Annotated in this window: 22 protein-coding genes; 14 read left to right on the forward strand and 8 right to left on the reverse strand. The window is 52.4% G+C overall.

Annotation, left to right across the window (positions count from 1 at the left end; all coding sequences use genetic code 11):
* Window positions 1-9: 9 nt before the first annotated feature.
* The 3 genes from MHH28_RS04255 to MHH28_RS04265 form a co-directional block, all read right to left on the reverse strand.
* Entirely contained in the window at window positions 10-558 is a 549-nt protein-coding gene (locus MHH28_RS04255) for a hypothetical protein (protein WP_405112234.1), read from the reverse strand.
* A gap of 170 nt (window positions 559-728) precedes the next feature.
* Window positions 729-2,030, reverse strand: a complete 1,302-nt coding sequence (locus MHH28_RS04260) for a DUF5050 domain-containing protein (protein ID WP_405112236.1) — start codon at window positions 2,028-2,030, stop codon at window positions 729-731.
* A gap of 159 nt (window positions 2,031-2,189) precedes the next feature.
* Window positions 2,190-3,038, reverse strand: a complete 849-nt coding sequence (locus MHH28_RS04265; protein ID WP_405112239.1) for an ornithine carbamoyltransferase — start codon at window positions 3,036-3,038, stop codon at window positions 2,190-2,192.
* A 229-nt stretch (window positions 3,039-3,267) separates the two neighbouring features.
* Between MHH28_RS04265 and MHH28_RS04270 the strand changes: the two genes are divergently transcribed.
* Window positions 3,268-4,191 carry a helix-turn-helix transcriptional regulator gene (locus MHH28_RS04270; protein ID WP_405112241.1) on the forward strand — a complete coding sequence of 308 codons (924 nt, stop codon included), beginning with the start codon at window positions 3,268-3,270 and terminating at the stop codon, window positions 4,189-4,191.
* 123 nt (window positions 4,192-4,314) lie between these two features.
* Here MHH28_RS04270 and MHH28_RS04275 read toward each other — a convergent pair whose 3' ends face one another.
* From MHH28_RS04275 to MHH28_RS04285, 3 genes are read right to left on the reverse strand one after another with little or no spacing between them, the layout of a single operon-like run.
* Complete coding sequence (locus tag MHH28_RS04275; protein ID WP_405112243.1) at window positions 4,315-5,454, reverse strand: toxic anion resistance protein; 1,140 nt, start codon at window positions 5,452-5,454, stop codon at window positions 4,315-4,317.
* A 26-nt stretch (window positions 5,455-5,480) separates the two neighbouring features.
* Window positions 5,481-7,166, reverse strand: a complete 1,686-nt coding sequence (locus tag MHH28_RS04280) for a VWA domain-containing protein (protein ID WP_405112246.1) — start codon at window positions 7,164-7,166, stop codon at window positions 5,481-5,483.
* Window positions 7,167-7,184: 18 nt separating this feature from the next.
* Window positions 7,185-7,892, reverse strand: coding sequence for a hypothetical protein (locus MHH28_RS04285; RefSeq protein WP_405112249.1), 708 nt, complete (start codon window positions 7,890-7,892; stop codon window positions 7,185-7,187).
* Between the two features lie 341 nt (window positions 7,893-8,233).
* Here MHH28_RS04285 and MHH28_RS04290 point away from each other — a divergent pair, with 341 nt between their 5' ends.
* From MHH28_RS04290 to MHH28_RS04335, 10 genes are all read left to right on the forward strand, one after another.
* On the forward strand, window positions 8,234-8,596 hold the full coding sequence (locus MHH28_RS04290) for a BlaI/MecI/CopY family transcriptional regulator (protein WP_405112252.1): 363 nt from the start codon (window positions 8,234-8,236) through the stop codon (window positions 8,594-8,596).
* A gap of 2 nt (window positions 8,597-8,598) precedes the next feature.
* On the forward strand, window positions 8,599-10,731 hold the full coding sequence (locus MHH28_RS04295) for a M56 family metallopeptidase (RefSeq protein ID WP_405112255.1): 2,133 nt from the start codon (window positions 8,599-8,601) through the stop codon (window positions 10,729-10,731).
* A 302-nt stretch (window positions 10,732-11,033) separates the two neighbouring features.
* Window positions 11,034-11,996, forward strand: coding sequence for an EamA family transporter (locus tag MHH28_RS04300; RefSeq protein WP_405116839.1), 963 nt, complete (start codon window positions 11,034-11,036; stop codon window positions 11,994-11,996).
* Between the two features lie 353 nt (window positions 11,997-12,349).
* A complete protein-coding gene (gene licT / locus MHH28_RS04305) occupies window positions 12,350-13,186 on the forward strand; it encodes a BglG family transcription antiterminator LicT (protein ID WP_405112257.1) in 837 nt (278 codons plus the stop codon).
* Window positions 13,187-13,295: 109 nt separating this feature from the next.
* A complete protein-coding gene (locus tag MHH28_RS04310) occupies window positions 13,296-15,194 on the forward strand; it encodes a beta-glucoside-specific PTS transporter subunit IIABC (RefSeq protein ID WP_405112260.1) in 1,899 nt (632 codons plus the stop codon).
* A gap of 34 nt (window positions 15,195-15,228) precedes the next feature.
* Window positions 15,229-16,710, forward strand: coding sequence for a glycoside hydrolase family 1 protein (locus MHH28_RS04315; protein ID WP_405112262.1), 1,482 nt, complete (start codon window positions 15,229-15,231; stop codon window positions 16,708-16,710).
* 103 nt (window positions 16,711-16,813) lie between these two features.
* The gene (locus MHH28_RS04320; RefSeq protein ID WP_405112265.1) at window positions 16,814-17,137 is read left to right on the forward strand and encodes a hypothetical protein; all 324 of its coding nucleotides are present in this window, start codon (window positions 16,814-16,816) and stop codon (window positions 17,135-17,137) included.
* 181 nt (window positions 17,138-17,318) lie between these two features.
* Window positions 17,319-17,618, forward strand: coding sequence for a heme biosynthesis protein HemY (locus tag MHH28_RS04325; protein ID WP_036729071.1), 300 nt, complete (start codon window positions 17,319-17,321; stop codon window positions 17,616-17,618).
* Window positions 17,619-17,733: 115 nt separating this feature from the next.
* Entirely contained in the window at window positions 17,734-18,537 is an 804-nt protein-coding gene (locus tag MHH28_RS04330; protein ID WP_405112268.1) for an Rpn family recombination-promoting nuclease/putative transposase, read from the forward strand.
* Window positions 18,538-18,730: 193 nt separating this feature from the next.
* The gene (locus MHH28_RS04335) at window positions 18,731-20,320 is read left to right on the forward strand and encodes an ABC transporter substrate-binding protein (RefSeq protein WP_405112271.1); all 1,590 of its coding nucleotides are present in this window, start codon (window positions 18,731-18,733) and stop codon (window positions 20,318-20,320) included.
* 83 nt (window positions 20,321-20,403) lie between these two features.
* Here the strand turns inward: MHH28_RS04335 and MHH28_RS04340 are convergent, their stop codons facing one another.
* Window positions 20,404-21,756 (reverse strand): FAD-binding oxidoreductase, encoded by a 1,353-nt coding sequence (locus MHH28_RS04340; RefSeq protein WP_405112274.1) that lies wholly within the window; start codon window positions 21,754-21,756, stop codon window positions 20,404-20,406.
* Between the two features lie 220 nt (window positions 21,757-21,976).
* Here MHH28_RS04340 and MHH28_RS04345 point away from each other — a divergent pair, with 220 nt between their 5' ends.
* Entirely contained in the window at window positions 21,977-22,960 is a 984-nt protein-coding gene (locus MHH28_RS04345) for a diaminopimelate dehydrogenase (protein ID WP_405112277.1), read from the forward strand.
* A gap of 365 nt (window positions 22,961-23,325) precedes the next feature.
* On the opposite strand, the gene gdhA is transcribed toward MHH28_RS04345, so the two are convergent.
* The gene (gdhA, locus tag MHH28_RS04350) at window positions 23,326-24,702 is read right to left on the reverse strand and encodes an NADP-specific glutamate dehydrogenase (RefSeq protein WP_405116842.1); all 1,377 of its coding nucleotides are present in this window, start codon (window positions 24,700-24,702) and stop codon (window positions 23,326-23,328) included.
* Between the two features lie 274 nt (window positions 24,703-24,976).
* Between gdhA and MHH28_RS04355 the strand changes: the two genes are divergently transcribed.
* On the forward strand, window positions 24,977-25,639 hold the full coding sequence (locus tag MHH28_RS04355) for a DUF2625 family protein (protein WP_405112279.1): 663 nt from the start codon (window positions 24,977-24,979) through the stop codon (window positions 25,637-25,639).
* Window positions 25,636-26,484: a metallophosphoesterase gene (locus MHH28_RS04360; protein ID WP_405112281.1), complete on the forward strand. Its 849-nt coding sequence runs from the start codon at window positions 25,636-25,638 to the stop codon at window positions 26,482-26,484. The genes MHH28_RS04355 and MHH28_RS04360 overlap by 4 nt, the downstream gene beginning before the upstream one ends.
* The last annotated feature ends 130 nt before the right edge of the window (window positions 26,485-26,614 follow it).

Raw genomic sequence — 26,614 nt, forward strand, 5'->3', positions numbered from 1 at the left:
AGTGGCCCGTTATCCCCGGTTATCAAACCTGAAGGCAAGCTTGTGTCCGTCAAAAGTCTCCCCGCTCCGCTCCGAATATTGGCCCTGCGTGTAGCGGGAGACAGTCTTGCGCCAGAAGCTCTGACCGGTGATATTCTTCGCTGCCGGGTTGGTGAACAGCTCCCATTCGCCCCGGAATTGTTCAAACACCAGCACCGCCGCCTGTTCCGCGATTCCAGTCCCTCTGAAGGGCTGCAGCAAAAAGTAATCACTCACGAAATAATCGACGCCCTGCGCACAATATGGAGGGGTAGCAATCCGTGCGAAGCCTGCCGGCATCGAATTAGCTTGAATCAGAAAAGAGTACAGAATGCCCGGCTTGTCCCACCAAATATTCTGCACCTCATACTGATCTGCCAGCGTCCTGTATTCGTCCGTATCCTCAAAGATACCATGCCGGTTAGGCAGATGCCCCTCCACAAGTCCGTAATGACCTGAAAGATCATGCAGATAGAGCGGTAACATATTTTTGATAATATAGGCTTCATCCGGTCCGGTAAGCTTGATTGATATATTCATTGCCAGCCTGCTTTCTGTAATTATCTATAACGCCTACTCCCACTGTATACTGGAAATGATGCCTCTTCATAGGCAAGTATCTGTTATAAACCGAACTTTATCTATTCCCATCTCTAAAAAAAAGCCGAAATTTCCTTATCGGAAATTCCGGCTTAATCTCTCTCTGACTATTACTTAGCGGAGACCAGTGCCAAATAGCTAACCGGGCCAGTGGACAGCTTGATTTTGGTTTTGCCGTCATTGCTGTAGCGGTACAGGCAGTCGTTATCCAGACCGTTAATATAATATAAGCCCGGAATATCGTCTGTAATTACAGAGTAATCGGATTCTACACCGCTCATTTTGGTTAAAGTTGAATCGGCATTCAGTGCGTAAGCATCGGACTTGGTGAACAATACGGTGGTGAGCGCCGCTCCGTTCTTAACCGTCCGGATATCTTGGACATTCGCCAGCGGCAGAGCCTTGGATGAGGTGATTTTGCCATTGGCCAGTGTGCTGATGTAGGCTTTGCCTTTGGAATCTGCATAGACCAGCTTATTCGGGGTAAGCTCGCTGATGCTGATCACACTGTTCTGGCTGAGCTGCATGATCTTGCCGTTCTTATCCATCAGGAAGCCCTTGCCGGTGTTATAATCCAATTCCTCGCCTGCGGCGTCCACTTTAATGCCCTTGTTGAACAGAAAATAATGGTTGGACCAGGTACCGGAGGTGGCGGCATTGGATTCCAGCGGATTTTTGGCATTGGCTGCTTTGGGAGCTCCACCGCTTAGAGGGAGGGTGTAGAGCACCATGGAGTCCAGAGAATACTCGGTTTCGGCGGGTTTGTTGTCAATCATAAGGTTAATACTTGTAGCGTAGGGATGATAAAATTTGCTCTTTTGAATAGCTCCGCCGGCAATCCACTGAATGACTCCACTCCCGTCACGGGACTTCGAAGCAACCCAGGTTGTGTTGTTCTTCAGCGCATTATAGTAGATCCGCCCGCCGAAGACATCGAAGGACCGGAAATTCACATCGGCATTGTCTGCTATCAGTGTAAGCTGTGAATCATCGTCAGCGTCGGCCAAGGTACGGTAGATGTGGCCTGTATCATCCAGGAAGTACAGATAGGGACCATCGAACAGGTAATAGAGGATATTCCGGTCCCCAAGGAAGCTTGTAATTAAAGCATCGGGATCGCTCAGGGACAGCCGCTGAATTCCCATACCGTCATCATAGTAAAAATACAGATATTTGCCGGTCGAGTCTAATCCGTTGCCGTCATAGTTCTCAGCGATCTTCTGTGTCTCACTTCCATCTGTGGTCACACGGTATAGAACATCGTCAGAGACATAATACACATATGATTTCGTAGAAGCAGCCGCTGCCGCCGTGTGTGACTGTCTGCCTCCCCCAACTGTACCAAGTGACGCCAATAGCAGTACAAGCAGAAGGACACCTGTTTTTCTGGATAGTAAGTGTAAAGCCTTCATAGTAATTCTCCCCTTCAGCCAATGTGGTGAACAAATGAGCAAATACTGTTCTAATAAGATATCGGAGGAATCGGCAGTTTCAAATATACAGCTTAAGCCTTAAAAGGCTTGCATGAAAGAGAAAATGAAGCGTGCGCGGGGACCCATGGTCCTGTAGCATCAATGCGATAGGCAATAGATCAGGATGGCTTGCTGGAGATAGATCAGGCTTTTCTTGAACCCGAATCCGGCAAAATAAGGCGAAGCAATCACCTCTTCACTGACCTCCTCATTGCGGAAGAAGGGAGGACAGGGGTTCAGCAGCGCCCCGGGTCTTGTCTGCTTCATCCGGTCCAGTGTAATCTGATAGGCACTGATATACTCCGGGGTCAGGAAATCCTTGGGCAGAGAATCGGTAAGAATCACATCGCTCTCCGGTAACACGCTGTCCAGGCTCGTATGAAAGGTATAGCCCGGGTGATTGCCGCTGGCCATCTCATGACCTGGTGTGCATACATGATGGAACGAGAGATTCAGGACTTGCGCCGCCTCCAGCCAAGTTCTTGATATATTGCCGGGTGGTCCAACGAAGGTGTAGGTCAGCTCCCGGTAGTTGTCCCGGAGGGTGCGCAGAGCATACAGGTCAGACAGAATCTCGCAGGGGTGATTATGTGCGGTCATCGCATTAATAACGGGAATAGAGGCGCAGGCGGACAGCTCCTCCAGTTTGCAGAGGTCAGGGATTCTGGCAATGATGCCATCCCCCCAGTTCTCCAGGTAGCGGACGATATCGCCCGGCGCTTCTTTCTTGTCGAGCGTCTCCGGCGGAAAGGTAATGCAGGCCCCACCCAGGTCACTGATGCCTTTCTCGAAGCTGACCCGTGTCCGCAGACTGGTCTCCGGGAAGAAGAGAATCATCGTTTTACCTTCGAGCAACAGTTCTGATTTTCGGAGACGAAGCCGGTCGGTTAATTCAAAGATATCCAGAATCTGCTCTGAAGTGAGCTGGTTGATATTCAAAAAATGCATAGATGAATCCCCCGGTAGATTAGAAATCAGCAATAAGTGCCAGTTGAATAAATATACAATAAAAAGGAATAGTATACAACCCATTTTATGTTAAGAAGAACATTCTACCGGCAGTTGAATCAGAGGGGATACAGCCATTCAACCAGCGATTGATAGGATTGTGTATGCTGAAATGCTATGCTGTTTTTGGCAGTGCGCACTGTACATTTGATTAACTTGGAGGTATCACATGCTCGACTTGCGCAGAATTGGAGCTTATATTTCGAAGCTTCGCAAAGATCAGGATTGGACACAATTGGAGCTTGCCGATCAACTGAATGTAAGCCATCAGGCGGTATCGAAATGGGAACGGGGCGAATCGCTGCCGGATATTGGAACGCTTCCGCAGGTTGCTAGGTTATTCGGCAGAACGGTAGACGATATTCTGAATGCAGGAGACCCCCCAGACAACCGGGAGCACCCGCACATAGGCTTGATCGTTGAGAAGTTCGCAGAGAACAGGCCGGGCCAGGTGGCAGAGCTGGTCAATACCGGTAAGCTGGAGATGGATGAGCTGGTAGAAGTAGCGCCGTTTGTAAAAGCAAGTACTCTGCATATGGTTACAGAAGGCATAGACAGCAGCGTGATTAAGCTAGAGGTAATCATGAGGCTGGCTCCTTTCCTTGGAACAGGTACACTAGATGAACTGGTTCATCAGGCGGAAAAGGAAGAAGTGACATGGAGTGCCATTACCGGGCTCGCTCCGTTCGTTAGCAGAGCCACCTTAAGCCGGCTGGTGGATACATCAATTGACGATTTCTCAGAGATAGACGATCTGGTTGGCATTGCCCCGTTTCTTGAAAGAGAACATCTGGACCGGCTGGTTCAACAAGCAGAAGAGCGCAGTCCCAGCTGGCAGTCCATTCAAGAGCTGGCTCCCTTTATAAGCAGAGGAACGTTAGGCAGCTTGGTAGACCGGGTTGCAGATGGCACTGCCGATGCGCACCAGATCATGAGTCTTGCCCCTTTTCTGGACAGGGTTGGCCTGGAGAAGCTGCTGGACGGAGTCGAAGCTGAACATCTTAGCCCGGAGCTGCTGGCGAGCCTCGCTCCTTTCCTTGATCAAGGAACATTAAGCAGAATGGTTACAAGCTTATTAAATAAAGCAAAGTAGTCACAAGTGGAAACGGCTTTGCCGTCCTTTTAAAGGACGGTACCGTTTCAGTATGTGCAAAAAACAGAGCACCGGCCTATCCTGCGCCGGGCTCTGTTCTGCGTTATATCTGGAGAAGCGTTGCTACAGCCCGAGCGATTTGCCCTTTTCCAGCCGGTGAATCTGCTGCTCGCCGTTATCTGCAAGCTCCCGGAACTGGTTGATGGTCTCCCGCATCTTGGGGAGTGCCTCCTGCTTGTAGGTACTGATCGAATCCAGGGCGGAGAGGACGTCGGTGAAGGCCTGCTTCAGCGTGTCGACCGAAATGCTGGTTTCGAGCGATTGCTTATGAATGGCAGCACCCTGCTCCTTAAGCATTCTGGAGGTGCCGCTGATCAGATTGTCGGTGGTCTGGTTCAGCAGCTCGATTTTTTGGAGAACGATCTTCTGGTTGTATAAGGCGCTGGCCACCGTAACCGAAATTTTGAGCGCAGATACCGTAACATTCCTGGCTCTGTCGACACCACGGATCAGTTCCTTGTTGTTGCGGATGACAACTTCAATCGCCATAATTCCCTGTTGGTTGACCACCAGCATCTGCTGCAGATCCATCACCCGCTGGCGCAGCGGGAACAGTACTTCCTCCGTGATGAACCGCACCTTATCCTCATCTTCACTGCGCTGCTTGGCCGCTTCAATCTGCTTTTCGATTTCCTCGTCCATCAGGATACCGAGCTGAATCTCCTTCTTAAGCCGCTTGGTCAGCTCCCGCAAGGTCTGCTGTTCAATCTCCAGTGTAGTATTGTCATTCTTCAGCACGGCTTTGCCTTTATCCAGGGATAGAATGATGTCTGAGATGACGGCATCGGCCTTTTGATATTTGGCGAAATAATTACGCAGGGGGTGGAAAAACTTGCCGAGGAACCCGCTCTTGGCGAAATCAACCGCACTCGGGTCCAGATCCTTGAGCTGCTGATGCAGCTCGGTTAATCCCTTGGCGACCTGGCCGCCTTCATCCCCGGTCTTGGACAGATTGCCCACCGATACTTGAAGAAGGGAGTTCTTCTCCGAAGAGGAGCGCATGGTGCCCATCCCGAAGCTGTCAATCGACTGCAGCACGGCCTTGCGTTTCTCCAGAGACTCGAAGTCCAGCTCCAGTATACTGGATACGTTATTGATCGCCTGCTGCTTAAGCTGGGTGACTTCCTCCGGCTCCGGCTGAACCTGCTCCTCAATAACCGATTTCAGCTTCTCGGGACTGGGAATTTCCATGGTGAATGACATATGAACCCTCCTTCAGAATATAAAGTCTACATCTGCACGTTGAGCAGGTTGCCGATTTTGTATACTACATCCTCTGTGTCCGCGTTGATATTGGCCGCCTCGTTGATGCCGGAGATGCTCTCCAGTGCCTTGATATTGGCGTTATACCCGATGGTGTATACCGGAATCTTGTACGTCTCGATCAGGCCCCGGATATCATCCAGGGAATGGCCTTCGTTGGTCTCCCCGTCGCTGAGCACGAAGATCAGAGGCTTCAAGTCCGGGTTCAGGGCCAGCTCATCCTTCAGCATCTTCATGGCAACCACCAATCCGTCGAAGGTAGCTGTACCGCCTACAGGCTGTAGGCTGTTAATCGCACCTACGAACATGGACTGCTGATTGGTGTCATATTTCCCGATGGGCAGATTGATGGTCACATCACTGGAATAGGAGACAAAGCCGATGCTGTTGTCCTTGCCGAGGAATTTCTGCCCCTTCAGCAGCGACTCCTTGAGACGGTTCAGCGGCTCCCCGGCCATGCTGCCCGATACATCGGCTACGAATACGGCCGCAATCGGTTTGCTGCCGTTCTTTTTCTCCTTCCAGAGCTTCTGGGCCGAGGAGAGGATGGATCCGTCCACCGGCGCCAGCTCTGAGACATAGTCGGTCAGGCCGTTGAAGCCCTTGTCCGCAGCCGTCTTCTGATACTTATCCTGCTGGACGAACTCGCCGAACTTCTTAAGGATCGCCAGCTTCTCCGGCGGCAGCTGCCCGAGTGCATAGAGCGGGCTGTCATGTCTTACCCCGAACGGGGTGAACACATAGCCGCTGGTCAGATCCTTCGCATTGACGAAGGTCTGATATTCAAGGACGAAGGCATCCAGCATACCGGATTTCGCCGCTTCCCGCATTTGCAGGGTGGTGGAGGCAATGAAGGGCACATTGGCCTGGAACTTCTCGAAGCCTTGAACAGCCTTGTCTCCCAGCAGATCCTTACTGTCGAAGGTACTCAGTGCGGTTACCAGGAAATTAAGCCCCGTGGAGCTGGCAAAAGGATCGGTGTACCCCATAGCCAGCTCATTAGCCGCAATGGCGTCGGTAATCGTCTTGACATTGATCGCGCCGTATTTGTCGACCAGCTGATCATACTTCTGCTTGCTCATTACAACTCCGGCTACGTTGCCGGTCAGACGCTTCGTGACTAGCTCGGTCTTAAGACCATCGGCCTTGACCATCTCGCCCCACAGCTCATTGGAGGGAGTGAAGGCGTCAGGCACATATTTGCCGGACCGGATATAATCCGCGGCTGTGCCGGAAGCGATGTTGCGGATTTTGACGGAGGCCGGCTTGCCGTCTATCGTAATACCGGCAGCGTTGAAATCTGTGGCGACCTCATTCAGCCAGCCGTCGTTGCCGGTTCCCGACTTCTCCGTGGAGGAGAAAATCTCGACGAAGCTGTCCGTGGTGCTCTCTACGGAGATGGGGAACTTGGAGATATCGGGCAGCGAATCACCGATGGAGGCCGGATCAAGATCGATCTGCCCTTTTACCGGCTCTGCACTGGTCACGTTGATATCCTTATAGATCCGGTTCAGTCTTTTATCGGCGTCTTCGGCAGAGATTTCTGTCTTGGATTTGCCCAGATTGGACGTTAAGGTAATTCCGAAATAGACAAGTGCGAAGACGGATGCGGCTATAATGCCGAGTATGAACAGTGTTTTGCCTTTCCTCATAGGGTCATCTCCTTTTCCTTACTGATAGAGTTTCGTCTGCCCGATCAGGGCGGTTAATTCCTGCATGCACGGCATTTCTTCCACATTGGCATAATCTGTGCTGCCCAGCTCGGTGATCTCCAGCAGCAGCTGATCCATCTTGAGCAGAATCTCCTCATTGGCTCCGAGACAGCCTTTGACATAGGAGAGATATTCGTTGTATATCGCGGTTTTCTTCTGAATCAGGGAGCTGGAGAACCGGCTTGATGCGTTACCGGCACTGAATTTGGCAAACTCTGAGGCATCGAACACACTGAGCTTGCCCAGCAGCCCCCGGATATTCAGATAGAAGAGCTTCTCGACTTCCATAATGACGGAATGAAACTTGCGGAAGCTGAGCTCAGCCGGATCAAACCTGCGGCCCAGCACTTGGAGCAGTGCGGTCTTCTTCTTGCCGATCCGCTCGATCTGGTCCAGGGCGAGGGAGATATCGTCCTTCAGCACCTTCACATTCCGGTGGCGGCTGAGGCCGGTAATGTAATCCTCCCGCGTCTCTAACTGTACGCTTGCGGGCTTGGCGGCCGGGGGTCTGAAGAGCAAGGTGTAACTCCCGTATAGGACGACCAGCAGACTGATGATTAGCAGGGTGACCGCCGATGCCGTTTCCAGCGGGCTTCCGCCGATCTCGACACCAAGCAGGCCGGGAGACAGGACGATGACATTTAAGATGACAACTCCGGCAATCATGCCGAGGAGCTTAACGGGCCCGGATCTGTTCAGGGTCTACACCTCCTCCATAGAAGTATATTTGGGGATAGCAGCGTGAATCACATGAAATCGGTTGGAATGAAGGCTATTACAGACTGCTACGTATCGAAACTTGTCTATGTTTCAAATTTTTACGATAGTCCTTGATTGAGGACGGCACCTTACCATATGTATGGCTCCTTTCAGATGAACTGCTGAATTGAGATATATTTTATCATAATTTGGGGAGAGTAGGGTCTGTGTTTGTATTAAACCATTTACAAATAGGTCTACAACCTGTAAACTAAGTCTATAACATGTAGACCGAAAGGCGGGACCGTATGAGTAAGATTGCATTAACTGAAATGGAGAGCCGGTTCGCAGAGCTGATCTGGGACCGCGAGCCGGTTCCTTCCGGGGAGCTAGTAAGGCTGTGTGAGACAGAGCTGAGCTGGAAGAAATCCACGACCTATACGATGCTGAAGCGTCTGGAGAGCAAAGGGATCTTCGAGAACCGTAGTGGCCTCGTTACAGCAGTGCTGAAGAAGGAGGACTTCTACGCCGAACAGAGCAAGCAGTTCGTAGAAGAGACCTTCGAGGGCTCTCTGCCCCGGTTCCTGGCTGCATTCACCCGGAGCCGGAAGCTTAGCGATAATGAGATTGATGCCTTTCTGAAGATCATCAAGGAGCATAAGGAGGAATAGCCGTGGAACCGTGGTTTGCACAACTGATTCAGATGAGTATAACCGGCAGCTACTGCATCCTGGTTGTGATCCTCGCAAGGCTGCTGCTCCGTAAGATTCCGGCCCTCTTTTCCTATGCACTCTGGTCTATTGTCCTGTTCCGGCTGATCTGCCCGTTCTCCTTCGAGAGTCCGATCAGCTTCATACCGGCAGATACGCAGCGGATTCCGCTCACACCGGCTGCTGCTGAGGCCTCAATACCGGACATGAGAGGGGCCTTTCAGGCTTCTTCCGAGTTGCAGGTGCCTAAGCCACAACGACAGACTAGTGATGCAGGTACCCCTACGCAAGGAATGAAGACTCCTGCTCAGACTCCGGCAGCTTCCACAGAACCGGCTGCGGGTACGTTTGCCAGCAACCCTTGGATGAAGACTATCCAGTATTTATGGCTCGTTGGAACCGGTGTTATGATTATCCATAGCATAGTTGCTACAATCCGGCTGAAGCGCAGCCTCAAGAGCGCACAGCACATATCCGGCAATCTCTATCAAAGCAAACAGATCACCACCCCGTTTGTAATCGGGCTGTTGAAGCCTAGGATCTATCTCCCTGCGGGGTTACAGGAACAGGAGAAGACATACATCATCAAGCATGAGCAGGTGCATATCCGCAGGCTTGATCATTTGATTAAGCCGGTTGCTTTTGCGGTGCTCTGTCTGCATTGGTTCAACCCGCTTGTCTGGCTTGCGTTCTACCTGATGAGCGAGGATATGGAGAAGTCCTGCGACGAGAGCGTGATTCGTCAGCTAGGCAGCGGAATCAAGCAGGACTATTCACTGTCCCTGCTAGCCCTGTCGTCCGGGAGACGCTTTACCTACCGCTCTCCGCTTGCGTTTGGAGAGAACGGGACGAAGGGGCGTATCCGCAATATTTTACAATACCGTAAACCGGCCTTCTGGGTCGTTCTGCTCTGCATTGCCGGAATCTCTTCTCTGGGTGTAGGGTTACTCGGCAACCCAAAACAGCAGGCGGAGAGTGTGGAACATACAGCACGGGAGTACGCACAGCAATTCATTAATACTGTAATCACCTCTTACTCAACACGAGTTCCGGACCTTACCTTCAAGGAGCCTGTGATCACGAAATGGGAGCAGATCGGTGAATATGATAAGCTGCTGGATATCCCTGTATCACTCTGGGCCTTGGAATACCGGCTGAAGCCCGAGAACACTGACCTGTTGAAGCAGCTTGGAGATGTAAGTGTTGAAGAGGGTATGCTGACCGAAGAGGGGGGCATGGGCAAGCCGATGCTTGTATTCTCATATAAGGATTCTGTGGCGGACTATCTGGGAGTTATCCGGGATGGGGAGCACGATATGACAAGTCCGGCCGGTCAGGAAATGGCGCTGCGTGTGTTCTTGGAGGAGAAGGGCCAGCTTCCGCATGAGACATTCAGCGGACAACATGTGCTGGTCCAGTTCCCGCTAACTACAGGGGAGACCAGCCAGCTATTGCTGTCCCAGCCTGTGAAGCAGGGGGATGCGGGCATATGGACGGTAGAACGCTGGAAGGATACGAACGGCAATGAATACTATCATACGCCGCAGACGGAGAAGACGCTCGAAGCCTATTACGCAGATCAGCAGTCCGGTGCAGAGCAGGGGAAGGACGCTTCACTCTTTGATCCGGTAGAGGTGGCGGTCCAATATATCAAGACGGATCTTGGCCAGCCGGTATCCAGAGATAAGCTTGTAGTGAACTATGAAGCAACTTCCGCAGATTTCGCAGTTACACCTGAGAGCCGCTTAACGGGTTATGTAACAGGTCTTGCAATGAATACGGATTCTCTGGACTTCGATCAGGTGGAGTGGTTGACGCTGGCGGATGCAGACCGTTTTGCCGCTCTGAATATTAAGGCGGACGATTTGCCTGGCGGATTCTATATCCTCAATAAGTACGAGATTAACGATCCTTACAAGGTCACTCCCGAAACAGAGTACAAGCTTGTTAACCGTGAGCAGCCGGGCACTTATACAAGCGTCAGCAAGCAGGACTTCATCCGTTACTTCGGGCAGTTAACTGATCTCGCACCCCCGTGTACTATAACCATAAGTAAGGGCACGGTGAACAGCATCACAGAGGTCTATCTTCCCTGAATTTCAAATTTAAAAGAATTAAAGGTTGACGTCAGCTCACTTGGCGTGTAACATATGAACAGTCGTCAACTAGACGTACCAGGCAATAATTCCATAACTCTATATTGTTCTCGTATAACCTCGCAGCCATTCCGATGTCACAGGGCGAGGGTTTCTACAGGAAGCCTATTCTTCCTAACTACGATGATAAGGACCACGAACCAGCGGTCCTTGTCCCGGAGTTAGGATTTTTTGCGTCTGGCGGTCCTTGGCGCAGTAGCATTCTGATCAGAAGATTCAGGAGGATAACCAGAATGAAAGATATGAAATATTTAATCTCCGTACTTGTAGGCGCTATGAGCTACGGTATCCTATCCACTATTGTTGTATTGGCCTATGGGCAAGGTTATAAGCTGGGAGAGGTGGTCGGCACCCAACTCTTAACCGGCTGTATTCTCGCCTGGCTGCTTGCGTTATATACCAAGCTCAGAGCGAACCGTAAGCAACGCAGCACAGCGAACGTTGCGGCGCCCGCCAAGGCGGTTCCCACCCGGCTGACCTGGAAGCATCGAGTACTGCTGATGCTGGCGGGCGCACCCACGGTGGTTACCGGTCTGCTGTATTACCAGTCTCTCCGGTATATTCCCGCTTCGCTGGCGATTATCTTACTGTTCCAGTTCACCTGGATCAGTGTGCTGATTCAGGCCGTAAGCAAACGTCAACGCCCTGACAAAATCACTGTACTTACACTAATCCTGCTCTTCGGAGGCACCCTACTGGCTGCAGGTATTCTGAATCAGGGAGCAGCCGAGTTTAACCTGCTGGGGCTGATGCTCGGATTGTTATCGGCAGTCAGCTATTCCATGTTCATTATCTTCAGCGGCAAAGCCGTTCCTTCGGCCCATCCGGCCTACCGGAGCGCCTGGATGGTCACTGGCGGCCTGGTGCTGCTGTGCATCCTGTTCCCGCCGACCTTCCTGTTTAACGGCATGCTGTGGGGACCGCTGCTGCTGTTCGGCTTCCTGCTGGGCTTGTTCGGCGCCTTTATCCCGCCGTTGCTGTTCGCCATCGGGGTTCCGCATATCGGCGGCGGTATGGCCGGTATTCTGGGCGCCGTCGAACTGCCCGTTGCCGTCTTAATGTCTTCGTTCGTATTGCAGGAGCATGTAAGTCTTCTGCAATGGACCGGAGTGGTGCTTGTGCTGCTGGGTGTGGTATTGCCGGAGCTGTATAAGCTGCGGTGGGGAAATAGAAATGCCCAGGCCGTGAGCTCGTCATCGGTCTGAGTTCAGGCGGATAGAAGAGGAGTGTTCCCTGTAAATAGGGGACACTCTTATATGTTTTGGGGCCCCCGCAAAGTACCTGAGTCATCCTCGAAGCTAAAGCTCCACTTTGTGGTTTTTTTATGCAGCTTCAGATTTTTGTAAGCGCAAACATTTTTGTTGCCAAAAGTGAAATTCAGTGCTATTCTGAATTTGGGATTGTTACTGCAAAGGCAAAACCCAAAACATGGTCACGTGTTTTGGGTTTTGCCTTTCTTTATGTTAAGGGCCCTGCGGGACGCCGCAAGGAACCTTGACCCGTCTAACATCCTGTAAGCAGTGCCAAATGAAATTCGGGGTAAAGGAGGGCAGCTTGGTTGATTATCGAGAAGATTTTCAATAACAATGCCATTATTGCCAAGGATTCAGGTAAGGATGAATTGGTTGTTATGGGACGCGGCATCGGCTTTAAGAAGAGCCCGGGCGATCCGGTGGATGTCTCTCTGATCGAGAAGACATTTGTACTGAAGCGAAATGACGCGTCCGAGAAATTCAAGGCCTTAATGGCGGATGCCCCCGCCGAATATGTAGCCTTAAGCTATGACATTATCGAGTATGCCAAGCAGACGCTGAAGGCCCGGCTGAGCGATTATATCTATGTGACCCTGACGGATCATTTGACTCATGCGCTAAGGCTTCATGAGCAGGGTATCCGCAATGACAATCCGCTTCTCTGGGAGATCCAGCGCTGTTACCCGAGGGAATATGCCATCGGGCATCATGCCATGGGGATGATTGAACAGGTGACCCGTATCCGCCTGCCGGAGGATGAGGCCGGGAACATTGCACTCCATCTGATTAATGCGCAAATGAACAGCTCGGGCAACAAGATTGCAGATCTTACCAGGCAGACCCAGCAGATTGATGACATTCTAAATATTGTGAAGTATTCATATAACAACGAAATTGATGAGCATACGGTCAGCTACGAACGGTTCATCACCCATCTGCGTTATTTCTTCCAGCGCTCGCGCAAGCAGGAGTCTGAGGAGTCCGTGGATGATTTTCTGCTCAAGCAGGTGAGGATGAAATACAGGAAGGCGCATCACTGTGTGCTCAAAATTGAGAAGTATCTGGACCTGAAGCTCCTGGATGAAGAAATCCTGTATCTGACGATTCACATTCAGCGGGTAACGCAAAGACAAACTGAATAAAACCACTTGGATTGTTACTGGTCATGCAGGCGAAACCAAATCAGGCAGGAAGCTGCCGGGATGGTTTCGCCTTTTGCTTATCATTCATCAGGAAACGGGAGGATTTACTATGAAATATGAGGCACTAGCCAAGGATATTATCAAGCATGTCGGCGGTAAGGAGAATATCAACGGACTCAGCCACTGCGTCACCCGACTGCGCTTCAAGCTGAAGAATGAGGCCGTGGCGAATACGGATGCGCTGAAGAATATGGACGGAATCGTTACGGTGATTCAGAGCGGCGGCCAATACCAGGTCGTTATCGGCAATCATGTGTCTGAGGTCTATGCCCAGGTGATGGCAGCGGGCGGATTGCAGGAAGGCGGATCAGAGACAGCCTCCGGTGAGAAAATGGGTCTGTTCAACAGCTTCATCGACATGATCTCCGGCGTATTCTCGCCGACGCTTGGCGTATTGGCTGCAACCGGGATGATCAAGGGCTTCACCGCCCTGTTCCTGACTGTGGGACTCCTTACCAAGGAGTCGGGGACCTACCAGATTCTGAATGCGCTCGGGGATTGCCTGTTCTACTTCTTCCCGATCTTCCTGGGGTATACCTCAGCCAAGAAATTTGGGGCCAATATCTTTATCGGGATGGCCATAGGCGCTACGCTGGTGTACCCGTCCTTCGGCACGATTACGGCGGCGGGCGAACCGCTGTATACGCTTTTTAGCGGAACGATCTTTGAATCGCCTGTGTACATTACCTTCCTGGGGATTCCGGTCATCCTGATGTCCTATACCTCCAGCGTCATTCCGATCATCATCTCGACTTATATTGGCTCCAAGCTGGAAGCCTTCTTCCGAAAAGTGACGCCGAGCGTGGTACGTACCTTCCTCGTCCCGTTCTTCACCCTGCTGGTCACCGTTCCGCTGGCGCTGATTGCAATCGGTCCGATCTCCACCTGGGCCGGACAGCTGCTGGGGCAGGCAACCTTATTCCTCTACAACCTCAGTCCGGTTATTGAGGGGCTGCTGGTAGGCGCGTTCTGGCAGGTCTTCGTCATCTTCGGGCTGCACTGGGGTCTGGTGCCGATTGCCCTCAATAACATGGCTGTGTTGAAGTCTGATCCGATTCTGGCGGCGTCCTTCGGCGCTTCGTTTGCCCAGACCGGTGCTGTGCTGGCGATTATGCTGCGGACCAAGAATGCCAAGCTGAAGTCATTGTCGATTCCGGCCATCATCTCAGGCATCTTCGGCGTTACGGAGCCTGCTATTTACGGAATTACGCTGCCGCGTAAGAAGCCGTTCATCTTAAGCTGTGTTGCGGCGGCGGTCGGCGGCGGTATCGTCGGTCTGATGGGCACCAAAGGCTATATTCTCGGCGGTCTGGGGATTTTCGGTATCCCTAGCTACATTAGCCCGGAGGGCATGGATACAGGCTTCTACGGCGCAATTGCAGCCATTGTAATCAGCTTCATTCTCGGGTTCATTCTTGTTTTCTTCTCCGGGTTGAAGGATGAGGAAGCTGTGGACAGCAAGAGTAGAGGGAACACGCGAAGCACACTGGTGAAGCAGGAGACGGTGGGCAGTCCGCTGAAGGGCCAGATCAGAGCCTTGTCGGAGCTGACAGACGAAGCCTTTTCTACAGGCGCAATGGGTAAAGGTATAGCGATTGAACCGCTGGAAGGCAAGGTGTACTCTCCGGTTGACGGGGTACTTACCACCTTGTTCGCCTCTGGACATGCGATTGGCATCACCAGTGATAACGGGGTCGATATTCTGATTCATGTCGGCAAGGACACGGTCAAATTGAAGGGCAAATACTTCACCCCCCGGGCCAAGCAAGGCGATACGGTCACCAAAGGCCAGCTGCTCATGGAGTTCGATGTTGCCGCGATCAGAGAGGCGGGTTATACGCTGACCACGCCTGTGATCATCTCCAATTCCGGCGAGTATCTCGATGTCATTGAGACAGACCAGAAGAGTATCGATTACCGGGAGAATCTGCTGACCGTCATGATCTAATCGGTATGCTAATCCAATCTCAGGAGGAGTTAATATGAATAAGAACGTGAATGTGAATGGGAATGTGAGCAACAGAAGTTTTCCGGCAAATTTCCTGTGGGGCGGCGCAACGGCTGCGAATCAGCTCGAAGGCGGGTTCGATGCGGGCGGCAAGGGGTTAAGCACGGCGGATGTGATGACTGCCGGAACGCATACGGTCTCCCGGAGAATTACTCCAGTGCTGGAAGCCGGGGCTAATTATCCAAGTCATGAAGCGGTTGATTTCTATCACCGGTACGCGGAGGATATCGCGCTGTTCGCCGAAATGGGCTTCAAGGTGTTCCGCATGTCCATTGCCTGGTCCAGGATCTTCCCGAACGGGGATGATACCGTGCCAAGCGAAGAAGGGCTGAAGTTCTATGACCGGGTTTTTGCCGAACTCCATAAGCATGGAATCGAGCCGCTGGTGACGATCTCGCATTATGAAGCGCCTTACCATCTGGCTGAAGCCTATAACGGATGGGCGGACCGCAGAACGATTGATTTCTACGTCCGTTACTGTGAAGTGATCTTTAACCGCTATAAGCACAGTGTGAAGTATTGGCTGACCTTCAATGAGATCAACATCCTGACTATGCCCTTCGGGTCATTCATGGCAGGAGCGATAAAGCCGGAGGGGAACGCCGAGCTGTCGGCATCCGCCCAAACCGATAATGAGCAGTTAAGATACCAAGCACTCCATCACCAGTTCATCGCCAGTGCAAAGGCCGTGAAGCTGGGACATGAGATTGATCCCGACTGTCAGATCGGCTGTATGATTGCCTATATGTGTTCGTATCCGCTGACCTGTAGTCCTGAGGATGTGCTGCTGGCCCAGCAGAAGGATAATCTGAGTAATTTCCTCTGCTCTGATGTCCAGGTGAGAGGCGCTTATCCGGGCTTCGCCCTGCGATACTTCCGGGAGAAGCAGATCCGGCTCCAGATGGAGGATGGGGACGAACAGATTCTTAAGGAAGGCTGTGTGGACTTCTACACCTTCAGCTACTATTCATCCACCTGCGTAAGCGCAGCCCCGGCTCAGGAGGCGATTGGCGGCAATCTGTCGATGGGGCTGAAGAACCCTTATCTGCAGGCAAGTGCCTGGGAATGGCAGATTGACCCGCAAGGCTTGCGGTGGTCCCTGAATAATATCTATAACCGTTACGGACTGCCGATGATGGTGGTGGAGAACGGGCTTGGTGCGGTAGATACCGTAGAAGCAGACGGCTCGATTCGTGATGGCTACCGGATAGAGTATCTGCGTGAGCATATCCGGGCAATGGAGGAGGCGCTGGCTGACGGCGTGGACTTAATCGGCTACACCTCTTGGGGCTGCATCGATTTGGTCAGTGCTGGCACCGGAGAGATGAAGAAGCGATACGGCTTCATCTATGTGGATAAGGATAACGAAGGCAAGGGGACGCTGGACCGCTCCCGCAAAGACAGCTTTTTCTGGTATCAAAGCGTAATTGCCAGTAACGGAGCTAAGCTGGAGTAATCCGCGTCTGCCGTCAGCTCACTTTTTACAAATATCTGTCTGCTGTTTCAGTCCGCTATCCCTACGGTATATGATAATAAACAACCGTTAAAGGGGATTTCCTATGATCATAAAAGGGATCGAAAACATGGACGGCGGCAATATGATGAGCCAGATTCAGCAAGGCGGTAAATTCGTGATCTATACGTATTGCTTCTCTGTGGTCCTGATGACGTTCAAACGTAGCTCGAGCATCTATTTCATCAGGGCGGGCGAGGGCTCCGTCAAAAAAGGATTGAAGTACACCTTGCTGACCTTCTTTGTAGGCTGGTGGGGGATTCCCTGGGGGCCGATCTATTCCATCGGCGCGTTCATCTCCAACTTCAAAGGCGGCAAGGACGTCACCAATGAAGTGTTAGCCGCTCTGTCGAATCAGAACGCTTCATAATAGTAGTACATACGAGAAGCTGTCCCGCATGCCGTGAATATATGGCTGGTAGGGCAGCTTCTTGTGATGTGGTGATCTGTGTTATCCTCACCGGAATAACCACTAAATTATCTATAGCACCTTATAATATGTTATAATGAATTTCTGATTTTATACTAAGCAGAATAGAGGTCGCCAGAGGATGAAAGTAAAAATTAACCGCAATGCAGCTAAAGTTCTAAAAGATATGCTGAACAGCCCGGAAGCGGAAGGCAAAAAAATCCGCGTGGTCATTACCCAGAATCACGGAGATCACGGACACTATGATGTGGCGCTTGATACACCTACTGAGCACGATGAAGTGGTCGCTACAGACAAGGATATCGAGATTCTGCTGGACACGCGCGAGCCGCTGCTTGACGGCGTCTGGATTCAGTATTTCTATGTGCCGCAGGAAGGCTTCTTCATCACCAATCCGTCTACCGGATTCCTGGAGAAATAAGCAGCAAATCACTATCATATTGTGTTGCCTTAGGGGCGGCACCGTCTGAATCAGCCTCACCCGGCTGGTCAGACGGTGCCGTCTTTTTGAGCTATTCTTTCCTGAACTGGGTGCTATGCTGGACTATAGTGAGACCCGGTTTCTGATGCAGGAGTTACTGGTGGATATTGTCGGCGAGGAGGCGCGGGAGCTGGATCTGCTGCTGGAGACCCGCTACAAAGGGCTGGACGGTTATATTCTGATTCACCTGGAGCCGCAATCGTACAGGGATAACGAATTCCGTGAACGAATGTTTATATACTACAGCCGTTTATTCGAGCGTTACCGCAAAGACCACAAGCTGATCATCCCTATTGCGATCTTTACATCAGATGAGGTCAGGGAGGAGCAGGATACGCTGGAGATATCCATCCCCGAGCATTCCATTCTGCGCTTCCAGTTTCTTAAGGTGGAGCTGCGCAAGCAGAACTGGCGGCGGTTCATCGATTCAAATAATGCGGTGGCTGCTGCGTTATTGGCGAAGATGGGGTATACTACCAGAGAAGAGAGAGAGGTGCGCCGGGAATTTCTGCGCATGTTCATGAAGCTGAAAGCGCGGCTGGATCAGGGCCGGTTGGCGCTGATTATGTCCGTAGCAGATCTGTACTTCAAGCCGGACCGGGCACAGGATGAGGAAATTTTAAGAGAATTAATCGATGACTACCCGGAGGAGGGAGAAGTAATTATGGAACTCATGCCAGCTTGGAAGCGTTGGGGCTATGAAGAGGGTATTGCGGAAGGTATGGAGAAAGGTATTGAGAAAGGCAAAGAAGAAGGCCAGGCGGAGACGATCCGTAAGCTGCTGCTCCACGGATTCTCTCCCGAGGCGGTATCTAAGGCGGTTGAATTGCCGCTGGATGAGATTAAAAAGCTGATATGAATACAGACCCGGGCGGATGTTGCCCGGGGTCTTTTTTTATGACAGGTTATATACAGTAATATTATGTTATTCCGCCCTGAAAGTCGTTGCAAAAGTATGTATAATCGTTGAATGCCTATATTAGCGGGGAGCGGAAATTTTATTATACTGTTCTTGTAAGCGATTACACACATATAGCTGGGGGGAAATTCTAGTGAATAAGAAAAAAGCAATGACACTGATGTCCAGCATCCTGATGGTCTCTCTGCTTAGCGCATGCGGAGGCGGTAACGGCAATGCTGGTGGAAACGCAGGCGAGCCGAAGGCCTCAGCCGCAGCAACGGAAGCCGCAGGAGCGGGCGCCCAGCCAGCCAAGGATTCCGGCACAGTGGACACCTCTTCGCTGGTTACCCTTAAGATGATTTTTGTGGGGCCGAAGCCGGTTGATTACGATCAGGTATTCGGAGAGATCAATAAGAAGCTGAAGGAGAAAATCAATGCCACACTGGAGGCCGAATTCCTGGACTGGTCAGACTGGGCGCAGAAATATCCGCTTAAGCTGGCGGCCAATGAGGACTTCGATCTGATCTATGCGGCCAACTGGGCCGGCTACAACGACCAGGCGCTCAAAGGCGGATTCCTGGAGCTGACGAACGAGCTGCTGGAGAAATACGCACCCATGACCTGGAAAGCGATGCCGGAGGTAGGCTGGGGTCAGGCGAAGGTGAACGGCAAGCTGTATATGGTACCCCAGAACCGCGGCGAAACGGTCGAGAAGCTGATTCTGTACCGCGAAGACCTGCGCAAAAAATATAACCTGCCGGAGATCAACAGTCCGGAAGCCTACGCCAACTATCTCAAGACCATATCCGGTAAAGAAAAGGGTATGACTCCGTTCGTACCGGAGACCGGGGACTGGAAGCTGCATAATCTGGACCGGATTCTGCTCAAGCAGCAGAACGAATGGAATCTGTTCGACCTTGATCTGCCGATGGGCTTCAAGCTGGATGATCCGGCTGGCAAAGTGTTCAACTTGTATGAGACTCCTGAATTCAAGGAGCTTGTCTACTATTATAAAGATCTGGCCGAGAATAACGCCTGGTCGAAGAGCGCACTGAACAGCAAGCTGGATCATCAGCAGGAATTCAAGGCAGGCAAAGCAGCCTCCATCACCCACAATCTGGGTACGCTGGGCGCCTTGATGACCGATATGCGGGAGAAGAACTCCCCGTATGAGCTGGCTCTGGCCGATATCAACCCGGATAAGAAAAAATCCGTTGCCGTCTCTACCCAGAACGGCGTAGCGATTCACTCCACCTCCAAGCACCCGGAACGGGCGCTGATGATGATCGATCTATTGCAGAATGACAAGGAACTGCATGATCTGATGATGAACGGCATCACGGCTGTGCATTATAATCCTGTCGGCGACGACAAATTCACGAACGCCGAGAAGAACGCCAACTACACCGGCTTCTCCAACTGGGGCTTCAACTCCCCGCTGAACCGGGATAATGCTTCCTTCCCGGATGAAGCGAACGCCCTGACTAACAAATGGGAGAAAGAGGTATATCACTATCCGCTGGAGACCTTCGTCTTCGATAACAGCAAGGTGAAGACAGAGGTTGCCAATGTCGGTAATGTCATGCTGCAATACGGCATTCCGCTGGAATACGGAACGGTGAAGGATGTGGACGCAGGTCTGGCCAAGCTCCAGCAGCAGGTTAAGGCAGCCGGTATTGACACTATCATCGCAGAGGTTCAGCGCCAAATTGATGAATTCCTGGCGAATTCAGGCCAATAAGGCTGGAACCACTTCTATCATTTATAGAATTTCGAGAAAACGAGCAGGAGGGGCGTAACCCCTGTCTGCTCGTTTTGGCGAACTTAGCCTGTGGTACGCGCCGGCGGAATACTCTGCGGATTGTTGAACACATTGCCGGGGTCATACTTCGCTTTGACCCTGCGCAACCGGGGATAGTTCGTTCCATAATAGACCGGGCCGGAATGCTTGATGCCCTGGTCAGGCACATTGATATAGCTTCCCACGATGAACGGCTGCAGCTTTCGGCGGGTGTTGCGGACGTAGAATATGTTTTTGGCGGCATCTGCTTTTTTGATCCAGGAGCTGTTCCACTCCACATAGAATTTGGCCTTTCGCCAGTAGAAGGCGGTAGCTTTAGGAGATTTACGGCTTACGGCCCCACCCCAGTTGAGGAAAAAGAACCCGGCGTCTTTCCCCTCCACCTTCTCCAGGAACTCACGCATCGGCTTGAATGCCTGCTGCGGGAACGGTTTCCGTCCGAAGCCGCTGGAGAACTGGTTGCTGAACCGCTGGGTCTGTACCGGATCGGGAGCAAGCAAGAAGCTGACTACCTGCGGATAAGGCAGAGAACGGATCGTTTGGATCGTAGGCGTTCCTACGCTTGTAATGGGCTTCAAGAGGCGGACCGCCTCGGCCTTAGATCCGAGGAAGAGCCCCAGCATGCTGACATTTCCGCCTTTTTTGGGACCGATGGATAATTCGCTGCCCAGTCTCGTATTCACTGCGGGCGCCCAGCGCTGCCAGGTCTTCAGCACCTTCTCGAACTGGCTCCAGGGCCAGGTGATACGGAATACCGTTGCTGTGGCCGGAGCCGGGCGTACTTTGAATTTGTAACGGGTGCATACGCCGAAATTCCCTCCGCCGCCTCCGCGGGAAGCCCAGAGAAGATCGGCATTATTCCTTTTATTTGCGATAATAATCCTGCCTTTGGCATCGACCATTTCGAGCTCCACCAGATTATCGCTGACCAGCCCCAGGGTACGCTGAAGCGGGCCAATCCCGCCGCCCAGGGTAATGCCGCCGATCCCAACGGTCGGACTATCCCCGAAAGGCGCCATATACCCCTTCCGGGCAAGTGTATGGGCGATTCTCCCTACCGTATTTCCGGCTCCGACCACGGCTGTTCCCGCTTTTGAGTTGAGCTTAATGCTTTTCATTTCACTGACATCAATGACGATGCCGCCGTTCACCTGGGACAGATTGACCTCAAGCGCATGTCTGCCGCCTCTGGGCCGGATGGGGAGCCGGTGCTCGTTGGCATATTTGATGGCATTGGCTACATCCTGCGTCTTCTTCGCGAAGACAAATACCTTAGGGAAGCGGTCGGTATGCGGGTCCCAATTTTTGCGTGCGGTCTCATACCCGGGATCACCTTTAAAGATTACGCGTCCGGTAAGCTTGGTTCCTGAGTTCACTGGTTTCCAGCTCCTTTTGAGCTAATGATAGAATTGCATAAATATATCTTTGACCAGATATTGTATGCAGGGCATGAGTCTATGGCGTGGGCTCTGAATGAGTATGTTGATCGGCTATAAAAAGGTACAACTTAATGTTTACAATTCGTGTAATGTATATATACTTAACTTTTGAAGGATTCATATCTCCGGGTTAACCGGCAAGGAGGATATTACAGACATGACATCAACTATTAGAGTAGGGATTGTCGGATACGGCAATTTGGGCAAAGGGGTACAGCAGGCCATTGCGCAGAACTCCGATATGGAGCTGGTAGCCGTATTTACCCGCAGAGACCCGCAGCAGCTGGCAGACATCACAGGAACGCTCACCGAGCACATCTCAGCCGCCGAGCAGTACATAGGCAAGATTGATGTAATGATTCTGTGCGGCGGTTCCGCGACAGATCTGCCGGAGCAGACCCCGCAGCTGGCCCGGTTGTTCAATACCGTAGACAGCTTTGACACCCATGCCAAAATCCCCGAGTTCTTCGCTGCGGTGGACAAGTCCGCCCGGGAAGGCGGCAGCGTCAGTGTGATCTCCACCGGCTGGGACCCTGGAATGTTCTCCATGAACCGTCTGCTGATGCAGTCCATCCTGCCGGTAGGCGAGGATTACACGTTCTGGGGCACCGGGGTTAGCCAAGGACATTCGGATGCCATCCGCCGGGTTCCCGGTGTGAAGGCTGGCGTGCAATACACCGTGCCGGTTCAGGAGGTCATTGACAGCATTCGCGCTGGCGAGACCCCGCAGCTGTCCACCCGTGAGAAGCACCGCCGGGAATGTTATGTAGTGGCCGAAGCAGGAGCTGATCTTGAAGCCATTACCCGGACGATTGTGGAAATGCCTAATTATTTCGCAGACTATGATACGACGGTTAATTTTGTGACGGAGGAGGAGCTTGCAGCGGAACACTCAGGGATGCCGCATGGCGGCTTCGTTATCCGCAGCGGCGTAACCGGGGGCGGAAGCAAGCAGATTGCCGAATTCGGGCTGAAGCTGGACAGTAACCCGGAATTCACCGCCAGCGTGCTGGCTGCCTATGCCCGTGCTGCTGTGCGCCTGAAGCAGGAAGGCCAGACAGGAGCCAAGACTGTATTCGACATCCCGCTCGGCCACCTGTCCCCAAGATCAGCGGAGGAGCTGCGCCGCGAGCTGCTGTAGACCGGAGTAGCGGGCAGCTTGGCATGAGCTGCCCGCTGATGAGGAAAAGCAGGGGATAAATCCCTCTGATCCCACTGAAAGATGGCTGGATGAGGAAAAGAAGGGAATAAATCCCTCGGATATGGTTGAGTGTGGCTGAAGGAGAGTGATGAGGAGCACAAGTGCACCTGAATCCGTCGAAAGTCAGCTAAATGAGCGAATGAGGAGCACAAGTGCACCTGAATCCGCCGAAAGTCAGCTATATTAGCGAATGAGGAGCATAAGTGCACCTGAAAGTCCAGAACCCTGCCTTTTACGCAAAAAGAGGTGTCCCTAGCCAATGGCTTAGGAACACCTCTTTTTTAGATTCATAGAGTCTGAGCAGGTTACACGATACCCTGCGCCAGCATCGTATCCGCGACCTTCAGGAACCCGGCGATATTGGCTCCGGCAACCAGGTTACCGGCAACGCCGTATTCCTCAGCCGCCTGAACGGTGCTGTTGTAGATATTTTTCATAATGACTTGCAGCTTCTCGTCCACCTCTTCGAAGGTCCAGGACAGACGCATGCTGTTCTGGCTCATCTCTAGACCCGAGACTGCAACGCCGCCTGCATTGGCAGCCTTGGCTGGAGCAAACAGCACCTGGTTCTCCAGGAACAGCTCCACCGCTTGGAGGGTGGTCGGCATATTGGCGCCTTCGCCGATGGCCTGAACTCCGTTAAGAATCAGCGTCTGGGCAGACTCCAAATTCAGCTCGTTCTGCGTGGCACACGGCAGGGCGATATCGCAAGGCAGCGTCCAGATTCCGCTACAGCCCTCAACATACTCGGCATGCGGGTGCTCCTTCACATATTCGCTGATACGCAGGCGATCCGTTTCCTTGAGTCTTTTGACCGTATCCAGATTGATGCCCTGCGGGTCATGGATGTATCCGTTCGAATCACTGCAGGCAATTACCAGGGCCCCAAGCTGCTGGGCCTTCTCGATGGCATAGATCGAGACATTCCCTGACCCGGAGATGACTACCTTTCTGTCCTTGAAGCTGGCTCCGCGTGAGGAGAGCATTTCTTGCACGAAGTATACACAGCCGTAGCCGGTAGCTTCCTTGCGCGCCAGACTGCCGCCGTAGAGCAGCCCTTTTCCGGTAAGAACCCCGGCAGCATGCCCGCCGTGAATCCGTTTGTATTGGCCGAACATATAACCGATCTCGCGCGCGCCTACACCGATATCTCCTGCAGGAACATCTGTATCCTGCCCAATGTGGCGGTACAATTCCGTCATGAAGCTCTGGGTGAAGCGCATAACCTCTTGATCCGATTTATCCTTGGGATCGAAGTCGCTGCCGCCCTTGCCGCCGCCCATGGGCAGGCCGGTCAGCGAGTTTTTGAAAATCTGCTCGAAGCCCAGGAACTTAATAATCCCCTGGTATACGGAAGGATGGAAGCGCAAGCCGCCTTTGTAGGGACCGATGGCACTGTTGAATTGAATGCGGAAGCCGCGGTTCACCTGGGTATTGCCGGCATCGTCCACCCAAGGGATACGGAAGGAGATACTGCGCTCAGGTTCAACCAGCCGCTCAAGAATCCCGTGCTTCATATATTGCGGGTGGCGGGTCAGAACGGGGGTGATGCTCTCCAGGAATTCCTGAACAGCCTGGTGAAATTCGGGCTCATGCGGGTCGCGCTTCTGGACCTCTGCATAGATCCGCTGCACATACTGCACAGCCTCATTAGATACTTCTGACGTTAGTGTAGGAACGATGGACACTTTGGCAAGCACTCCCTGTCTGATTGTGATTCGGGCTATCCCGTATTAATTAGAATTTAAAAGAATTCTATAAAACCTGACATCAATTTGCCAATCAATTATTTTTGGCATAGTCATTAAGAAATTCTATGAACCTTACATACTATGCAAGCTAAATGCGGCAGAATGTTAATAAACCTCTGGTCAATTCAGGATTGCAGTTCCCCTTGAATAGGGTATATATAAATATTGGAAACAGCTTAAAGCATTGAGAGAGAGGCGGAAGCATATGCACTTATTATCTGTAGCAGAATTAGTAGATGTGGAGAATCATGCCTGGGAAGAGATCAGGGAGCTGCTGAGCCAAGGGCCGCGAACCTACCGGCTGGAGGCCGCAGAGCCGGAGGCAGCCGCGTTGACGCTCGTCCGTCTGCAGGTAAGTACGAGGTCTTATCTAGGAGCCATTGCTTATGAAGCCGGAGGTATTATCTTCGAGCATGGCTGGATTACCTTGCTTGGCGCTGGAGCAGAAGGGGTCTGCGGCAGTCTTGCTTCCTGGAACGGTCTGGGGGATGCAGCGGACACAGTCCCGCTGCCGGGTGTGCTGGTTGTAGCTTATGATGCGGCCGGAGGCTTCTTCGGTCTGGATACCGGGCGGTTCGGACAGAGCGGGAATATCTATTATTATGCCCCCGATGCGCGAGAATGGGAGACGACGGAATTAACCTATTCGGGCTTCATCGGCTGGCTGGCGGAAGGTGACCTGGATCTGTTCTATGAAACGTTCCGCTGGGAAGGGTGGGAAGAGGAGACGCAGAAGCTTGCGCCGGATCAGGTCTTCGGGTATTACCCGCCGCTCTGGACGGAGGAGGGCAGCGGCTGCGCCAGCAGCAAAGCACCGGTCTCTATTCTAGAGGCATGGCGGGCAGCGAGAAGTGCAGGTGCTGAATGAAGCGGCGTAAGGCTGAACGCGAGCAGCTTAGAGTCTTACGGGTAGCGGAAGAACCGCTGGAGGTGGTCCACTTTGTCAGTGCGGCGCCCGGCAGCCAGGGAATAATATATGGTGGGCTTCCGATATATCCGGGAGAGATGCAGGGACTGCCGGAAGAGGTGAAGGTGCTGATCTTCGCATCTGACCTTCAGGGAGTTGCCTTGTCAGACAATGGAGATTACAGCGATCTATTGGTGGGTGAGAAGCTTGCTGCCACACTGGAAGATCTGCTTATCCGCCATATGCCGGATGTCCGCCCGGATCAGGTGCTGGTCTGTTTATGCGGCGATCTATATGGAGACACTGCAGTAAGAGGTTCTAGCGGTGATCCGCTGCCGGTATGGCAGGCCTTCCGCCGCAGATTCGGAACGGTACTCGGCGTGAACGGCAACCACGATCTTCTGACTTCGGAAGGGGAAGCCGGGCTTGCCTCCACTCCGGGAATGCATCTGTTCACCGGACCGGCGGTCCTGCGCCATGAGAATATGCTTATCGCTGGACTTGGAGGCGTCACGGGAAGAGCAGGCCGGCCGAACCGCACGCCGGAGAAGGAGTATCTGGAGAGACTAGAAGGTCTGCTGCAACGCGGACCCGATCTGCTGCTGCTGCACCAGAGCCCTGACCTTCCTGGAGCAGGGCTACCGGGACATGCAGGCATCCGCGAGCGGCTGGAAGCCGGGCCGGAGGTACTGGTCTGCAGCGGGCATGTTCACTGGGACCAGCCGCTGGCGGAGCTGGACAACGGTGTCCAGCTTCTGAATACAGACGGAAGGGTGCTGGTATTCACAGCCGCAGGCCTGTGCTAAGCGTGCGCTTGTCCGTAAACTTTACAAACAGCATCGGAATAGGTATAATTTAAGTATATTTCAGGGTTTGAAACAACAGAGAGGGGCCTAACGCCATTAGGCTCCTTTTGTATTTTCACCCATGTTAACA

This window comes from Paenibacillus sp. FSL K6-1217, from assembly GCF_045040735.1.
In the GTDB taxonomy this organism is placed as follows: domain Bacteria; phylum Bacillota; class Bacilli; order Paenibacillales; family Paenibacillaceae; genus Paenibacillus_AQ.

What these genes read in the sequence shown, in the direction of transcription:
- MHH28_RS04255 (WP_405112234.1), bottom strand. Translation starts at nt 558, where the DNA reads ATGAATATATCAATCAAGCTTACCGGACCGGATGAAGCCTATATTATC.
- MHH28_RS04260 (WP_405112236.1), bottom strand. Translation starts at nt 2,030, where the DNA reads ATGAAGGCTTTACACTTACTATCCAGAAAAACAGGTGTCCTTCTGCTT.
- MHH28_RS04265 (WP_405112239.1), bottom strand. Translation starts at nt 3,038, where the DNA reads ATGCATTTTTTGAATATCAACCAGCTCACTTCAGAGCAGATTCTGGAT.
- MHH28_RS04270 (WP_405112241.1), top strand. Translation starts at nt 3,268, where the DNA reads ATGCTCGACTTGCGCAGAATTGGAGCTTATATTTCGAAGCTTCGCAAA.
- MHH28_RS04275 (WP_405112243.1), bottom strand. Translation starts at nt 5,454, where the DNA reads ATGTCATTCACCATGGAAATTCCCAGTCCCGAGAAGCTGAAATCGGTT.
- MHH28_RS04280 (WP_405112246.1), bottom strand. Translation starts at nt 7,166, where the DNA reads ATGAGGAAAGGCAAAACACTGTTCATACTCGGCATTATAGCCGCATCC.
- MHH28_RS04285 (WP_405112249.1), bottom strand. Translation starts at nt 7,892, where the DNA reads ATGATTGCCGGAGTTGTCATCTTAAATGTCATCGTCCTGTCTCCCGGC.
- MHH28_RS04290 (WP_405112252.1), top strand. Translation starts at nt 8,234, where the DNA reads ATGAGTAAGATTGCATTAACTGAAATGGAGAGCCGGTTCGCAGAGCTG.
- MHH28_RS04300 (WP_405116839.1), top strand. Translation starts at nt 11,034, where the DNA reads ATGAAATATTTAATCTCCGTACTTGTAGGCGCTATGAGCTACGGTATC.
- MHH28_RS04310 (WP_405112260.1), top strand. Translation starts at nt 13,296, where the DNA reads ATGAAATATGAGGCACTAGCCAAGGATATTATCAAGCATGTCGGCGGT.
- MHH28_RS04315 (WP_405112262.1), top strand. Translation starts at nt 15,229, where the DNA reads ATGAATAAGAACGTGAATGTGAATGGGAATGTGAGCAACAGAAGTTTT.
- MHH28_RS04320 (WP_405112265.1), top strand. Translation starts at nt 16,814, where the DNA reads ATGATCATAAAAGGGATCGAAAACATGGACGGCGGCAATATGATGAGC.
- MHH28_RS04325 (WP_036729071.1), top strand. Translation starts at nt 17,319, where the DNA reads ATGAAAGTAAAAATTAACCGCAATGCAGCTAAAGTTCTAAAAGATATG.
- MHH28_RS04330 (WP_405112268.1), top strand. Translation starts at nt 17,734, where the DNA reads ATGCTGGACTATAGTGAGACCCGGTTTCTGATGCAGGAGTTACTGGTG.
- MHH28_RS04345 (WP_405112277.1), top strand. Translation starts at nt 21,977, where the DNA reads ATGACATCAACTATTAGAGTAGGGATTGTCGGATACGGCAATTTGGGC.
- MHH28_RS04355 (WP_405112279.1), top strand. Translation starts at nt 24,977, where the DNA reads ATGCACTTATTATCTGTAGCAGAATTAGTAGATGTGGAGAATCATGCC.
- MHH28_RS04360 (WP_405112281.1), top strand. Translation starts at nt 25,636, where the DNA reads ATGAAGCGGCGTAAGGCTGAACGCGAGCAGCTTAGAGTCTTACGGGTA.